Origin of the sequence: Streptomyces sp. NRRL B-1140, from assembly GCF_001280065.1 — a bacterium.
Taxonomy (GTDB): Bacteria; Actinomycetota; Actinomycetes; order Streptomycetales; family Streptomycetaceae; genus Streptomyces.
This window is the reverse complement of sequence record NZ_LGEA01000097.1, coordinates 40,718-55,215: the sequence shown is the minus strand read 5'-3', so window position 1 is coordinate 55,215 and position 14,498 is coordinate 40,718. Positions and strand designations below refer to the sequence as shown.

13 protein-coding genes and 2 pseudogenes are annotated in these 14,498 nt (G+C 69.5%); 6 read left to right on the top strand and 9 right to left on the bottom strand.

Annotated features, from left to right (window positions below):
* Positions 1-81: 81 nt before the first annotated feature.
* Both ADK65_RS18095 and ADK65_RS18090 read left to right on the top strand, forming a co-directional pair.
* Positions 82-384: a hypothetical protein gene (locus tag ADK65_RS18095; protein WP_053671213.1), complete on the top strand. Its 303-nt coding sequence runs from the start codon at positions 82-84 to the stop codon at positions 382-384.
* Positions 385-456: 72 nt separating this feature from the next.
* Complete coding sequence (locus tag ADK65_RS18090) at positions 457-1,557, top strand: calcium:proton antiporter (RefSeq protein WP_053671212.1); 1,101 nt, start codon at positions 457-459, stop codon at positions 1,555-1,557.
* Between the two features lie 50 nt (positions 1,558-1,607).
* Here ADK65_RS18090 and ADK65_RS18085 read toward each other — a convergent pair whose 3' ends face one another.
* The gene (locus ADK65_RS18085; protein ID WP_053671211.1) at positions 1,608-2,882 is read right to left on the bottom strand and encodes an MFS transporter; all 1,275 of its coding nucleotides are present in this window, start codon (positions 2,880-2,882) and stop codon (positions 1,608-1,610) included.
* Between the two features lie 93 nt (positions 2,883-2,975).
* Complete coding sequence (locus ADK65_RS18080; protein ID WP_053671326.1) at positions 2,976-4,022, bottom strand: S66 family peptidase; 1,047 nt, start codon at positions 4,020-4,022, stop codon at positions 2,976-2,978.
* A 112-nt stretch (positions 4,023-4,134) separates the two neighbouring features.
* Between ADK65_RS18080 and aroQ the strand changes: the two genes are divergently transcribed.
* Complete coding sequence (gene aroQ / locus ADK65_RS18075; RefSeq protein ID WP_053671210.1) at positions 4,135-4,608, top strand: type II 3-dehydroquinate dehydratase; 474 nt, start codon at positions 4,135-4,137, stop codon at positions 4,606-4,608.
* A 54-nt stretch (positions 4,609-4,662) separates the two neighbouring features.
* Here the strand turns inward: aroQ and ADK65_RS18070 are convergent, their stop codons facing one another.
* From ADK65_RS18070 to ADK65_RS37215, 4 genes and pseudogenes are all read right to left on the bottom strand, one after another.
* Entirely contained in the window at positions 4,663-5,415 is a 753-nt protein-coding gene (locus tag ADK65_RS18070; protein WP_053671209.1) for an amino acid ABC transporter ATP-binding protein, read from the bottom strand.
* Complete coding sequence (locus ADK65_RS18065) at positions 5,412-6,308, bottom strand: amino acid ABC transporter permease (protein ID WP_053671208.1); 897 nt, start codon at positions 6,306-6,308, stop codon at positions 5,412-5,414. The genes ADK65_RS18070 and ADK65_RS18065 overlap by 4 nt, the downstream gene beginning before the upstream one ends.
* Positions 6,305-7,177 carry an ABC transporter substrate-binding protein gene (locus tag ADK65_RS18060; RefSeq protein WP_053671207.1) on the bottom strand — a complete coding sequence of 291 codons (873 nt, stop codon included), beginning with the start codon at positions 7,175-7,177 and terminating at the stop codon, positions 6,305-6,307. The genes ADK65_RS18065 and ADK65_RS18060 overlap by 4 nt, the downstream gene beginning before the upstream one ends.
* Before the next feature lie 361 nt (positions 7,178-7,538).
* Positions 7,539-7,679: pseudogene (locus ADK65_RS37215) on the bottom strand (MBL fold metallo-hydrolase); the annotation flags it as partial.
* Positions 7,680-8,127: 448 nt separating this feature from the next.
* Between ADK65_RS37215 and ADK65_RS18055 the strand changes: the two are divergent.
* Entirely contained in the window at positions 8,128-9,333 is a 1,206-nt protein-coding gene (locus ADK65_RS18055; protein WP_053671206.1) for a M4 family metallopeptidase, read from the top strand.
* A 2-nt stretch (positions 9,334-9,335) separates the two neighbouring features.
* Entirely contained in the window at positions 9,336-9,626 is a 291-nt protein-coding gene (locus ADK65_RS18050) for a protealysin inhibitor emfourin (protein ID WP_234352906.1), read from the top strand.
* A gap of 25 nt (positions 9,627-9,651) precedes the next feature.
* On the opposite strand, the pseudogene ADK65_RS39940 reads toward ADK65_RS18050, so the two are convergent.
* The 3 genes and pseudogenes from ADK65_RS39940 to ADK65_RS18040 all read right to left on the bottom strand — a co-directional run.
* Positions 9,652-9,836 (bottom strand): annotated as a pseudogene (locus ADK65_RS39940) (IS701 family transposase); the annotation flags it as partial.
* 7 nt (positions 9,837-9,843) lie between these two features.
* Entirely contained in the window at positions 9,844-10,494 is a 651-nt protein-coding gene (locus tag ADK65_RS18045) for an MBL fold metallo-hydrolase (protein WP_053671204.1), read from the bottom strand.
* A 10-nt stretch (positions 10,495-10,504) separates the two neighbouring features.
* Positions 10,505-11,197 carry a maleylpyruvate isomerase family mycothiol-dependent enzyme gene (locus ADK65_RS18040; protein ID WP_053671203.1) on the bottom strand — a complete coding sequence of 231 codons (693 nt, stop codon included), beginning with the start codon at positions 11,195-11,197 and terminating at the stop codon, positions 10,505-10,507.
* A 222-nt stretch (positions 11,198-11,419) separates the two neighbouring features.
* On the opposite strand from ADK65_RS18040, the gene uvrA reads away from it, so the two are divergent.
* Positions 11,420-14,452 (top strand): excinuclease ABC subunit UvrA, encoded by a 3,033-nt coding sequence (gene uvrA / locus ADK65_RS18035; RefSeq protein WP_053671324.1) that lies wholly within the window; start codon positions 11,420-11,422, stop codon positions 14,450-14,452.
* Positions 14,453-14,498: the final 46 nt, after the last annotated feature.

The window sequence follows — 14,498 nt, the reverse complement described above, 5'->3', positions numbered from 1 at the left end:
TGCCGACCGCCGGTCCCGATGCTTGCTTGGTTCCTGAGCGCGTCCCCCGGCCCGGGGCCGCGGTGGCCGGCTGGAGGTGCCATGAGGTTCGTGCAGATCATCGAGTTCGAGACCGAGCGTCTGGAAGAGATGCAGCAGGTGCTCGAGGAGGCGGGCCGGCGCAACGCCGACCGCACGAACGGCCCGACCCACAGCATGCTGCTCAAGGACCGGGACAAGCCCGGCCGCTATCTGGCGCTGATCGAGTTCGGCTCGTACGAGGAGGCCATGCGCAACAATGACGACCCCGAGACCAGCGCGATGGCTCAGCGGCTGGACGCACTCAGCACGGGCGAAAGAGTGTTCACCAACTGCGACCTCCTGGACGCACGTGACCTCAAGTAGCTCCTCGGCACGCCCGCGGGAGCCCGGCACCACCGCAGTGCAGGGCCCCTGCCCCTCTGCGACGGTCGCGTCATGATCGCTCGGCTCAGGCGGTTCGCGGCACAGTGGACGACCCTGGTGCCCCTGCTCGCGGTCGTGCTGCTGGTCCTGACCTGGGGGCGCGATCTGCCGGTCGCGGTCGTCGCCCTGGTGACCCTGGTCCTCGCGGGAGCCGTCCTGGCCGCTGTGCACCACGCCGAAGTGGTGGCTCACCGGGTCGGCGAACCGTTCGGCTCCCTCGTGCTCGCCGTCGCCGTCACGATCATCGAGGTCGCCCTCATCGTCACCCTCATGGCCGACGGCGGGGACAAGAGCTCCACCCTGGCCCGGGACACGGTCTTCGCGGCCGTGATGATCACCTGCAACGGCATCGTCGGCCTGTGCCTCCTCGTCGCCTCACTGCGGCACGGCACGGCCGTCTTCAACCCGGAGGGCACCGGCGCCGCACTCGCCACCGTCGCGACCCTGGCCACGCTCAGCCTGGTCCTGCCCACGTTCACCACGAGCAAGCCGGGACCCGAGTTCTCCACCGTCCAGCTGACCTTCGCCGCGGTGTCCTCGCTCATCCTGTACGGCCTGTTCGTCACCACGCAGACCGTGCGGCACCGGGACTACTTCCTGCCGATCACGCGGCACGGCGAGGTCATCACCGCCGAAGAGCACGCCGAGGCGCCGACCGCTCTCACCGCCCGGATCAGCCTGGCCCTGCTCGGCCTGGCCCTGGTGGGCGTGGTCGGCCTGGCCAAGGGTGTCTCGCCCACCATCGAGTCGGGGGTCGAGGCCGCCGGGCTCCACCACGCCGTCGTCGGCGTGATCATCGCCCTGCTGGTGCTGCTCCCGGAGACCATCGCCGCACTGCGTTCCGCCCGCCGCGACCGTGTGCAGACCAGCCTGAATCTCGCCCTCGGCTCGGCCATGGCCAGCATCGGCCTGACCATCCCCGCCGTGGCCCTCGCGTCGTTGTGGCTCTCCGGCCCGCTCGTCCTCGGCCTCGGCGCCACACACATGGTGCTGCTCGCCCTGACCGTGGTGGTGGCCTCCCTGACGGTGGTGCCGGGCCGGGCGACGCCGCTCCAGGGCGGAGTGCATCTGGTGCTGTTCGCGGCGTATCTGGAGCTGGCGATCAACCCGTAGGCGGGCGTACGGCGCAGGTGTCCGCCGGGCGCTGCGACAGCCACCGCGGCTCATCCGGCAGCGGCCTCCGCGGCCGCGCCCACCCGCACCGGGCGCGTCTCCGGCAGCAACGCGAAGCACCCGAGGCTGAACAGCGCGATCGCCGTCAGATACGCGGCCACACCCCACGGCACCCGCCCGCCCTGCTCGGCGAGCGCCGTCGCCACGATCGGTGTGAGCGCGCCCCCGACGACCCCGCCGAGGTTGTAGCCGACGGCGGCGCCGGTGCAGCGCACCCGCGGCTCGTACAGCTCCGGCAGATAGGCGGCGATCACGGCGAACATCGTGATGAACGCGAGCATCGCCCCGAGGAAACCGAGGAACATCGGCAGCGGCGCCGCGGTGGCGAGGAGCGCGATCATCGGGAACATCCACAGGGCCGCGCCCGCACAACCGGCCAGGCACAGCGGGCGCCTGCCGTAGCGGTCGCCGAGCAGCGCCACCAGCGGCGTGAGAGCACCCTTCACGAGCACCGCGCCCATGATGCAGGTCAGCATGACGGAGCGGCTCACTCCGAGCCGTTCCGTGCCGTAGGCGAGGGACCAGGTCGTCACGGCGTAGAAGATCGCGTAGCCGATCGCCAGGCCGCCGCCGGTCAGCAGCAGGAGCCGCCAGTGGTTCCGGACGACCTCGGCGAGCGGCACGCGCGCGTGGTCGTCGATCTCGAGGAAGCTCGGGCTCTCGGCAAGGGACGACCGCAGCCACAGCCCGGCGACGGCCAGCACCCCCGCGGCCCAGAAAGGCACCCGCCACCCCCAGGCGGCGAACTGCGCCTCCGTCAGCGTCGAGGACAGCCCGAGCACGACACCGTTGGCGAGCAGGAACCCCAGCGCGGGCCCGACCTGCGGGAAACTCGACCACAGCACCCGCCGCCGGGCCGGCGCGTGCTCCACCGCCAGCAGCACCGCCCCGCCCCACTCCCCGCCGAGCCCCAGCCCCTGGAGGAAGCGCAGGACCAGGAGCAGCAGGGGAGCGACCACACCGATCGAGTCGTACGTCGGCACGCAGCCGACGGCGACCGTGGAAGCCCCGGTCAGCAGCAGGGAGGCGACGAGGACCGGCCGCCGCCCGCGCCGGTCCCCGATGTGCCCGAACAGGATCGACCCGAGCGGCCGGGCCACGAAACCGACACCGAAGGTGGCGAAGGCGGCCAGCGTCCCGGCCATCGGAGAGAAGGTCGGGAAGAACAACGGCCCCAGGATGAGGGCCGCCGCGGTGCCGTAGACGAAGAAGTCGTAGAACTCGATGGCCGTGCCGGCGAGCGAGGCGGCCGCGAGGCGTGGCATGGAGGGTGCCCTTACGGTGCGTACGTCGTGCATGCCGCGTCAACTACCCACCGTGATCACCGGTTACGGGGGCGCGCGGGGGCCCGGGGGTTCTCAGTACGTGACCGTGATGCGCCGGGCGGGTCCGTCCACCCGCACGATGCCGCCGTACGGGATCACCAGTTGCGGATCGGTGTGCCCGAAGTCCACGTCGAACACGATGGTGGTGCCGGGGGCGTAGGTCCGCATGGCGCGGAGGACGGCCTCACGCTGGTCGGCCGCGTAACGCGCCGCCTCCTGCGGGGTGGTGGGCCGTTCGAAGGACCAGGTCTTGGCACGGCCCATCAGCAGGGCGGAGAATCGCTCCAGCAGTCCGCGTTCGCCCATGCCGCGCAGCGTGCGGAAGACCTCCGTGGCGCTCGGCATGTCCTCCGAGGTCTCCAGGAGCAGCACGCCGCCGTCGTACGCGGACAGGTCGCGGGCGACCTCCCGGTCGGCCATCAGCAGCCAGGCGAGGATCTCCAGGCAGCCGCCCCAACTGCGGCCCTCGACCACCCGGCCGGGGTTCACCCAGGTCCAGCCGGTGCCGGGCCGGGTCTCCGGCTCGGCGTCGAAGGTCGCCGGGTCCGCCCAGTCGCGGTCGATGTCACGCCACCGCTCGGCGGGCTTCAACTCGTACGGCCCCGGGGAGAACAGGGCTGCCCGCAGGGACTCGGCGGTCAGCGGGTGCATGGCCCCGGGGCGGCCCAGCTCGCACATCACGCTCGCGCCGTGGAAGCCGACGATGCCGCAGGTGCGCAGGAACGCGAGCAGGTTCGTGTTGTCGCTCATCCCGAAGAACGGCTTGGGGTTCGCGCGGATCAACTCCCGGTCCAGATACCGGAGCACGGTGATCTGGTCGTCCCCGCCGATCGACGCGATGACCGCCTTGATCTCCGGGTCGGCTAAGGCGGCGTGAAGATCGTCTGCGCGCTCCCGGGGCGTGGAGCCCATCCTCCGGGTCGCCGGATACTCCACCGGCTCCAGCCCGAACTCCTCGCGCAGCCGCTCGAGCCCCAGCTCGTAGGGGAGCGGGAAGAGCCCCGGCAGGCCCGAGGAGGGCGAGATCACGGCGACGCGGTCGCCGGGGGACGGCTTGGGCGGATAGCTCGGGCTGGTCAGGCTCGTCATGCCCGGAGACTACGACCCGCCGACCTGCCGGCGCATCGTGATAAACCGGCTGTGAGCAGCGGTCCGCCACGGGCCGCACGACCCCGAACGGACCGGAGGAACCGTGCCCCGCACCCTGGCCCACGCCCCGATCATGATTCTCAACGGCCCGAATCTGAACCTGCTCGGCCAGCGCCAGCCGGAGATCTACGGCTCCGACACCCTCGCCGACGTCGAGGCCCTGTGTGCCAAGGCGGCGGCCGCGCACGGCGGCACCGTGGACTTCCGCCAGTCCAACCACGAGGGCGAGCTGGTCGACTGGATCCACGAGGCGCGGCTGAACCACTGCGGCATCGTGATCAACCCCGGTGCCTACTCGCACACCTCCGTCGCCCTCCTGGACGCCCTCAACACCTGTGACGGCCTGCCGGTGCTGGAGGTCCACATCTCCAACATCCACCAGCGCGAGTCGTTCCGGCACCACTCCTACGTCTCGCTGCGCGCCGACGGGGTCATCGCGGGATGCGGCGTGCAGGGGTACGTGTTCGGCGTGGAGCGCGTCGCGGCGCTGGCCGGGGCGGGCAAGGCCGACACGTGAGAGGTCGCCGGTAAGCCCCGCCGACCATGGCGAGCGCCCCTTACCACCCGGTTCCTACAGGCGCCCCGCCTCCACGATCCGCCGCAGGAAGCGCCGGGTGCGCTCCTGCCGCGGATCCCCGAAGACCTGCTCGGCGGTGCCGCGCTCCAGCACCACGCCGCCCTCCAGGAAGCACACCTGGTCGGCCACCTCCCGGGCGAAGCCCATCTCGTGCGTCGCCAGCACCATGGTCATGCCCTCGTCCTTCAGCCCGCGGACGACGGTGAGGACCTCGCCCACCAGCTCGGGGTCGAGGGCGGCGGTGATCTCGTCGAGCAGCAGCAGCCGCGGACGTACCGCCAAGGCGCGGACGATCGCCACGCGCTGCTGCTGGCCGCCGCTCAGCCGGTCCGGATACTCGGCGGCCTTCCCGCCCAGTCCCAGCCGCTCCAGCAGCTCACGCGCCCGTGCCTCGGCCTCGGCTCGGGGCACACCGTGCACGCGGCGCGGGGCGAGCGTGATGTTGTCCAGGACCGTCATGTGCGGAAACAGGTTGTACGCCTGGAAGACCACGCCGATCCGGCGGCGCACGGCGTCCTGGTCGGCGCGCGGGTCGGTGATCTCCTCGTCGTCGAGCCATATCGCCCCGTCGTCGATCTCCTCCAGCAGGTTCGCGCACCGCAGCAGGGTGGACTTGCCGGAGCCGGAGGCGCCGATCAGCGCGGTGACCGTGTGCGGGGCGACTTCCAGGTCGACGTCCCGCAGGACGACCGAGCCGCCGAAGGTCTTGCGGACGGACTCCATGCGCAGCACGGGCGTCTCGCTCATGCGGTTCCTCCCTGGGCCTGCCGGCGGTCCATCCGTGCCGTCACCCAGTCCGTGAAGCGGGTCATGGGGATGGTCAGCGCGACGAAGACCAGCCCGGCGACGATGTAGGGCGTGTAGTTGAGGCTGCGGCCCACGATGATGTCGGCGGCCCGTACGGCGTCCACCGCACCGCCGATCGAGACGAGCCCGGTGTCCTTCTGCAGCGACACCAGGTCGTTCAGCAGCGGCGGCACCTGACGGCGCACCGCCTGGGGCAGCACCACGTACCGCAGCGCCTGGCGGTTGCTCAGCCCCAGTGAGCGGGCCGCGGCGCGCTGTGAGGGGTGCACGGACTCGATGCCTGCGCGGAACACCTCGGCGACGTACGCCGAGTACGTCAGGGTGAGCGCGGTGCCGCCGAGCAGCACCGGATCGACGGTCACCCCTTGGAGCCGCAGCGCCGGGACGCCGAGGACCACGATCATCAGGTTGATGATGAGCGGCAGCCCCCGGAAGAAGTCCGTGTACGCGGCGGCCAGGAAGCGCAACGGGAAGAACACCGGCCCGCGCAGCGTGCGGGCCACGGCGATCAGCATCCCGAGGACGAGCACCGCGACCCCGCAGATCAGCAGCAGCCGGACGTTCAGCCACAGCCCTTCGAGCACCTTCGGGAACGCCTCGCGCGCGTAACCGGCGTCGAAGAACGTCTCCTTGGTGCGCGGCCAGCCCGGTGCGTTGACGACGACCAGGTAGAGGACGACCGCCGTGACCAGGGTCGAGAACGCGCCGATCGCCGTCGCGCGCCGGGCGCGGGCGCGCCGGTGGCGCTCCCGGTCCAGGCGCCGCCGCGACGGGACGTAGCCGTCGGCGGCCTCGTGCGCGCCCGAGCCCAGTTCCTCCTTGTGCACCGTCACTTGAGCACCGGCGCGTCGACGGCGTCCGACAGCCACCGCTGCTCGATCTTCGCGAGCGTGCCGTCCTGACGCAGGTCGTCCACCGCCCGTGAGACGCAGGAGGTGAGCGCGCTGCCCTTGTCGAGCACGAGACCGAACTGCTCCGGCGTGCCGCCCTGGTTCTCGAACTGGCCGACGATCGTCGCGTCGGTGATCTCGGCGCCGGTGATGTAGAAGGCGGTCGGCAGGTCGACGACGATGGCGTCGACCTGGCCGTTCTTCAGCGCGGACTTGGCCTGGTCGTTCTTGCCGTAGACGGCCGCGGCCTGCTCGGGCTTCACCACGTCGTCGATGTAGTCGAGGCTGGTGGTGCCGACCTGTGCGCCCAGCTTCACGCCCTTCAGGTCGGCGATGCTCTTCGCTTTCGCGGCCTTGGAGCCCTTCAGCGCGACGACGGCCTGGCGTACGTCGTAGTAGCCGGAGGAGAAGTCCACGGCCTTCTTGCGCTCCTGGCTGACGGACACCTGGTTGATGTCGAAGTCGAAGGTCTTCTCGCCGGGTGCGAAGGCCTTGTTGAAGGGGACGGTCTGCCAGGCGACCTTGTCCTTGCCGTAGCCGAGCCGTTCGGCGACGGCGTAGGCGACCGCCGACTCGTAGCCCTTGCCGTTGGCGGGCTTGTCGTCCTTGAACCAGGGCTCGTAGGCGGGCTCGTCGGTGGCGATCGTCAGCTTGCCCGGGGTCCGGGTGGCCAGCGTGCCCTTCTCGCAGGCGTTCGCGGCGGGAGAGGACGGCTTGCCCGCTTCCTCCGGCTGCGGAGCGCAGCCCACGGCGGCGGTGAGGAGGACGACGGCGACGGCTGCGCGGCGCAGGGCACGCGGGACGGGTTGCATGGCGGGAGATTGACAGCCGACGGTCCCGTTTGTCGAGGTCACGGCAACACCTGTCCGGATAGTGGGAACGGGTGTTGCGGTGGTGTGAACGGGCCCCGCTCGCCGTCGGGTCGGCATGCGCCGGGGCCGCCGGCCGAGGGCGGGGATCGACAGGCCGGCGGCCCATCCGCTCAGGAGCCGTCATCCTTCGCGGGGCTGAGACCAGTTGACTGCGCAACTACGTACGGGGGGAGCGCGCGTGCGACACCGGCGCGTGCGAACGATTCACACGGGGCGCGTGCGCGGCGCACCACCCAGCGCGAAGGCGCCCGATCCGGGATGCCGAGGCGCCCCACTCACCGCGAAGGCACCCCCGCGGTACTCACCACCCGCGCGCGTGCCACTCCGGCAGATGCGGGCGTTCCGCGCCCAGGGAGGTGTCGTTGCCGTGTCCCGGATACACCCGCGTCTCGTCCGGGAGGGCGTCGAAGATCTTGGTCTCGACGTCATGGAACGGCCCCGCCGTTCCGTTGTGATGTCGCGTCAGCCTCGTTCCTCCTACTGCTCGACGAGGTCCAGGTACGCCTCGTCGTTCTGAAGCTGTTGAACTTCTCTCACCAGGGCGCATGCACTGAGATGGTCAAACCGGCGCAGAAAGTGCCAAGCCGGTTCCGCCATCTATCGCTAGGTGTTCCTCATTTTCTGGCGTCTGATGGCGGTCTCGGGCAGCTCTCGTTCCTCGTGTTGGGTTTGCCAGTCGCTGGGGACGGCAGGAGACTGGTGCTATCAGCGTGACTGCGTCGCTGAAAGTTGAACGTCTGAAGACCGTCCTCGCGTTGATGGTTGGAAGTCGACGTCGACCTCCGCGAGTCTTTCCTTCTTCGGTCCACGATCAGCGGTGATCTGAAACAGCCGAGAACGCAGTCGAAATGATGAATGCTCAATGTCAGTCCTCTCTCAGGAGGTGTCCCATGAGCAGGCCGCGCCCAATCAACTGCATCGTCCCTCCGTACATTCTCGAGAAGCTCCTGGAGAGCGAAGACAGTGAGGTACGCCAGGCAGCCTTCGACACCCTGCTGATCACTGCTCGCCTGCGGGGTGAGCGAGGGCTCCGGGCGTCCTTCGTCGGCGCGGCCGCCCCCGGTGACGGTCGGCGTACAGTCTTCGACTGCGAGCAGCGGGAATTCCTCTCCAACGCCGTCCTGGCCAGGCCGGAAGACGGCCCGGAGTCTGCGGACCCGTCCGTCAACCGGGCGTTCGACGCACTCGGCGTCACGCGCGATTTCTACAGGGAGGTGTTCCGGCGCAATTCGATCGATGGCCGGGGGATGCGCCTGGATGGGTTCGTCCACTACGGCTTTGAGATCAACAATGCGTACTGGGACGGACGGGCGATGCTCTTCGGCGACGGGGACGGAAGGAAGTTCACCGACCTCACCAAATCCCCCGAGGTGATCTACCACGAGTTGGCGCACGGAGTCACCGATTACACCTCGGGATTCGAGTACCACAATCAGCCGGGGGCCCTGAACGAGTCGATGTCGGACGTCTTCGGGTCGCTGGTCAAACAGTGGTCTCTGAAGCAGACAGCCGACGAGGCGGACTGGCTTATCGGGGCTGACGTGTGGACTCCAGGAATCAGTGGCGACGCCATGAGATCGATGAAGGACCCGGGGCATGCGTACAACAATACGCAGTTCGGAAAGGACCCCCAGCCCGACCGCATGAGCAAATTCATCCACTTGCCGGACACTCGGAAAGGGGATTACGGCGGGGTGCACTACAACTCCGGCATTCCGAACAAGGCGTTCTACCTGACAGCCGTACGTATCGGTGGATTCGCCTGGGAGGCTGCCGGAACGATCTGGTACGAGTCGCTCAAGGCGTCCAGCGTCGAGGACCGGTTCCAGGACTTTGCCGGCACCACCTTCCAGAAGGCCGGGGAATTGTTCGGCGCGGGCAGTACCGAGCAGTCGGCAGTGCTGTCGGCGTGGCAGGAGGTGGAAGTCGAGATCAGCGGTGTCCCCACCGGAGTCGCCCGGGTACGGAGCTTCGCGGTCGACGGGAACGGTGCCACGGCGCGGGATGACGCAGCCCTCAGCAGGCAGATCGGAGCACTGAACGACAAGGTCACGGGGCTGGCCAAGTCCATGGCCGAACTGAAGGCCTACAGGTGAGGGTGACTCTGGAGGAATACGGCGGGCTGGCGGCGGTGATCGACTCCCGCCGCCGGCCGAAGGTGCTGGACACGGACGCCCTGCCCGAGAACGCTGCAGCCGAGCTGGACCAACTGGTGGCGGCGGCCGTCTCGATGCCCATGGCAGACGACGACGGCCGCGCCAGGGATGCGATGAGCTACACGATCACGATAGAGGACGGCGACCGTGTGACGGCGCTGGAACAGTCGGACGGCGCCATGAGCCCTGCGTTCGCGTCTTTGCTCACCTGGCTCAGGAAGTACTTCGCCTGACGCGCTGCAGTGATGTCCACTCCGCGTAGTGCCGGAGGTCGTCGCGCAGCTCGTCGGTGTCCCAGCGGTGCTGTTGAGGAGCCGCTGGCAGGCGGTCGGGGGTGCGGTGCCCGGCGTATTCGGCCGGCTGCCAGCCGTTCTTCCGACCGGGCTCAGCAGGCCACGGATGCAGTCGCGCATTCTGCGACGCGGCTGGACACGCCTGAAGCGAGGGCGCCTACCAGCCCCGCTCGTGCCACTCGCCGAGGTGAGGCCGCTCGGTGCCGAGCGTGGTGTCGTTGCCGTGGCCCGGGTAGATCCAGGTCTCGTCCGGGAGTACGAAGACCTTCGCCTCCAGGCCCGCCATCAACGACTTGAAGTCCTCGGGGCGTGTTGTCCGCCCAGGGCCCCCCGGGAACAGGCAGTCCCCGGTGAACACATGGGGGTGCCCGTGCGGATCGTCGTAGACGAGGGCGATCGAGCCGGGCGTGTGCCCGACCAGGTGGCGCGCGGTCAGTTCCACGCGCCCCACCCGGATGATGTCGCCGTCGTCGACCGGCACGTCGGTCCGAACGGGGATGCCCTCGGCGTCCTCCCGGCCCGCGTGGGTGCGGGCGCCGGTGGCCGCCACGACCTCGGCGAGCGCCTGCCAGTGGTCGCCGTGCCGGTGGGTGGTGACGACGGACGCGATACCGTCGCCACCGATCATGCCGAGCAGCGTGTCCGCCTCGTTCGCGGCGTCGATCAGCAACTGCTCGTCCGTGGCCCGGCAGCGCAGCAGATAGGCGTTGTTGTTCATCGGACCCACCGCGATCTTGGTGATCATCAGGTCCTTGAGCTCGTGCACATCGGCCGGTCCGCCGACCGTCACCTCTCCGCTGTACGTCATGTCCGCCAGCCTATAGCGGCGGCAGCGCCGGGAGCGGACCGCCGGCCGGGGCCAGCGCGGACCCGTCGCGGCGGCCCGCGAGCCAGCCCAGCAGGTCGGCCGCGGACCCCGTGACGGTCACCTCGGGGCCCTGCCCGCCCGGCTTCCGTCCGGTGCTCCACGCGCGCGTGCCGTCCGTGACGCGGGTGGCCGGGACGTCGGGGTGTCCGCTGAACCGGTCGGCCAGGAAGCCGATCTCCCGCTCGGTGAAGTCCTCCGGAAGGTCCTCCAGCTCGTAGCCGATCCCCAGGTCCACGTGGTGCAGCTCCACCTCCACCCACCGCCGGAACGGCACCCGGGAGGCTGAGTCCGTGACCCCGTTGCGCAGCTCCACCGTCCGCGACCAGTCCGCCGGTGCGTCACCGGCCTCCTGGAAGCGGGCGGAGCTCTCGCGCAGGTCGGCGAGCTGGACGTCGAGGGGGCGCGGGGCGTCCCGCTCGATGTCGGCGTCCCGGGCTTCGCCGGACACATACATGGGACGACCCTCGAGCACGTTCACGAGGGCGTCCGCGTTCCGGGCGAGGTGGGCCAGGACATGGCCGCGGCTCCAGCCGGGCAGCCGTGACGGCTCCGTCACAGACGCGTTGTCCAGTGCGCCGACCGCGGTCAGCAGCCGCTCCGTCGCGTCATGTACAGACGCCAGGTCATGAGCGTGATCAATCATGGTGCTGACCTTAGCTGGGCCACTCCTTCGGGTGAAGGTGGTGAAGCAGTGCCGTAAATCGAAAGCACGTGCTATATGGTCGGACGTGGCGTCGGGCATGCTGGAGAGCCGGGGTTTGTTGGCAACCCGTGAACCCGACCGGCGTTGTCAGTGGCTCCCCCTAGTCTGAGAAAGACGGGGGCCCCGCCCCTGTCACTTCTCTCAAGAAAGGTGCGGACCGGCGTGGCCGACCGTCTCATCGTTCGTGGAGCGCGCGAGCACAACCTCAAGAACGTCTCGCTCGACCTCCCGCGCGACTCGCTCATCGTCTTCACGGGCCTGTCGGGGTCGGGCAAGTCCTCGCTGGCCTTCGACACCATCTTCGCGGAGGGACAGCGGCGCTACGTGGAGTCCCTCTCCTCGTACGCCCGGCAGTTCCTCGGCCAGATGGACAAGCCGGACGTCGACTTCATCGAGGGTCTGTCCCCGGCGGTCTCCATCGACCAGAAGTCGACCTCGCGCAACCCGCGCTCCACGGTCGGCACCATCACCGAGGTCTACGACTACCTGCGTCTGCTCTTCGCGCGCATCGGCAAGCCGCACTGCCCGCAGTGCCGCCGCCCGATCTCGCGCCAGTCGCCCCAGGCCATCGTCGACAGGGTCCTGGAGCTCCCGGAGGGCAGCCGCTTCCAGGTGCTGTCGCCGCTGGTGCGCGAGCGCAAGGGCGAGTTCGTCGATCTCTTCGCCGACCTCCAGACCAAGGGCTACTCCCGCGCCCGGGTGGACGGCGAGACGATCCAGCTGTCGAGCCCGCCCACGCTGAAGAAGCAGGAGAAGCACACCATCGAGGTGGTCGTCGACCGCCTCACGGTCAAGGACGGCGCCAAGCGCCGCCTCACCGACTCCGTGGAGACCGCCCTCGGCCTGTCCGGCGGCATGGTCGTGCTCGACTTCGTCGACCTCCCCGAGGACGACCCCGAGCGCGAGCGCATGTTCTCGGAGCACCTGTACTGCCCGTACGACGACCTGTCCTTCGAGGAGCTGGAGCCGCGCTCCTTCTCCTTCAACTCGCCCTTCGGCGCCTGCCCCGACTGCACCGGCATCGGCACACGCATGGAGGTCGACCCGGAGCTGATCGTCCCGGACCCCGACAAGAGCCTCGACGAAGGCGCCATCCACCCCTGGTCGCACGGCCACACCAAGGACTACTTCGGCCGTCTGATCGGCGCTCTCGCCGACGCGCTGGGCTTCCGCACGGACATCCCCTTCGGCGGCCTGCCGCAGCGCGCCAAGAAGGCTCTCCTGCACGGCCACAAGACCCAGGTGGAAGTCCGCTACCGCAACCGCTACGGCCGCGAGCGCCGCTACACCACGGCCTTCGAGGGCGCCGTCCCCTTCGTCAAGCGCCGGCACAGCGAGGCCGAGAGCGACTCCAGCCGCGAGCGCTTCGAGGGCTACATGCGCGAGGTGCCCTGCCCGACCTGTGAGGGCACGCGCCTGAAGCCGATCGTCCTCGCGGTCACGATCATGGACAAGTCCATCGCCGAGGTCTCCGCGATGTCGATCAGCGACTGCGCGGACTTCCTGGGCGAGCTGAAGCTCACCGCCCGCGACAAGAAGATCGCCGAGCGCGTGCTGAAGGAGGTCAACGAGCGGCTGCGGTTCCTGGTCGACGTCGGCCTGGACTACCTCTCGCTGAACCGCGCGGCCGGCACCCTGTCCGGCGGCGAGGCCCAGCGCATCCGCCTCGCCACCCAGATCGGCTCCGGCCTCGTCGGCGTGCTGTACGTCCTCGACGAGCCGTCCATCGGCCTGCACCAGCGCGACAACCACCGGCTGATCGAGACCCTGGTCCGGCTGCGCGACATGGGCAACACGCTCATCGTCGTCGAGCACGACGAGGACACGATCAAGGTCGCCGACTGGATCGTCGACATCGGCCCCGGCGCCGGTGAGCACGGCGGCAAGGTCGTGCACAGCGGCTCCTTCAAGGAGCTGCTCGCCAACGCCGAGTCGCAGACCGGTCAGTACCTGTCCGGCAAGAAGGCCATCCCGCTGCCGGACATCCGCCGGCCGCTGGACCCGTCCCGGCAGCTCACCGTGCACGGCGCCCGGGAGAACAACCTCCAGGACATCGACGTCTCGTTCCCCCTGGGCGTCTTCACCGCCGTCACCGGCGTCTCCGGCTCCGGCAAGTCGACGCTGGTCAACGACATCCTCTACACGCACCTGGCCCGCGAGCTGAACGGCGCGCGGAGCGTACCCGGGCGGCACACGCGCGTGGACGGCGACGACCTCGTCGACAAGGTCGTGCACGTGGACCAGTCGCCCATCGGCCGCACCCCGCGCTCGAACCCGGCCACCTACACCGGCGTCTTCGACCACATCCGCAAGCTGTTCGCCGAGACCACCGAGGCGAAGGTCCGGGGCTACCTGCCCGGCCGCTTCTCCTTCAACGTCAAGGGCGGCCGCTGCGAGAACTGCGCGGGCGACGGCACCATCAAGATCGAGATGAACTTCCTCCCGGACGTCTACGTCCCGTGCGAGGTCTGCCACGGCGCCCGCTACAACCGGGAGACCCTGGAGGTCCACTACAAGGGCAAGTCCATCGCCGAGGTGCTGAACATGCCGATCGAGGAGGCCACCTCCTTCTTCGAGGCGGTCCCGGCGATCGCCCGGCACCTCAACACGCTGAAGGACGTCGGCCTCGGCTACGTCCGCCTCGGCCAGGCGGCGACCACCCTGTCCGGTGGTGAGGCGCAGCGCGTCAAGCTCGCCAGCGAACTGCAGAAGCGCTCCACCGGCCGCACGGTCTACGTCCTGGACGAGCCGACCACCGGCCTGCACTTCGAGGACATCAGCAAGCTGCTGACGGTCCTGTCCGGACTGGTCGACAAGGGCAACACGGTCATCGTCATCGAACACAACCTCGACGTGATCAAGACCGCCGACTGGATCGTCGACATGGGCCCCGAAGGCGGCGCCGGCGGTGGTCTGGTCGTCGCCGAGGGCACGCCGGAGCAGGTGGCCGGGGTCCCGGCCAGCCACACGGGCAAGTTCCTGCGGGAGGTCCTCGGTGCCGACCGCGTCAGCGACGCGTCCTCGGTGAAGGCGCCGCGCAAGACGACGGCCCGCAAGACGGTCGCGGCGGCCAAGACGGCTTCGGCCCGAAAGACCGCCACCAAGAAGGTCACGAGCACGAGCGCCGCCAAGAAGACGGCGGCCAAGACCACCAAGTCGGCCGCGAAGAAGACGACCCGGTCCAGCAAGGACTGACGTATCCCGCCGAACGCACCGAATCCGCCGGGCCCACAGGAGATGT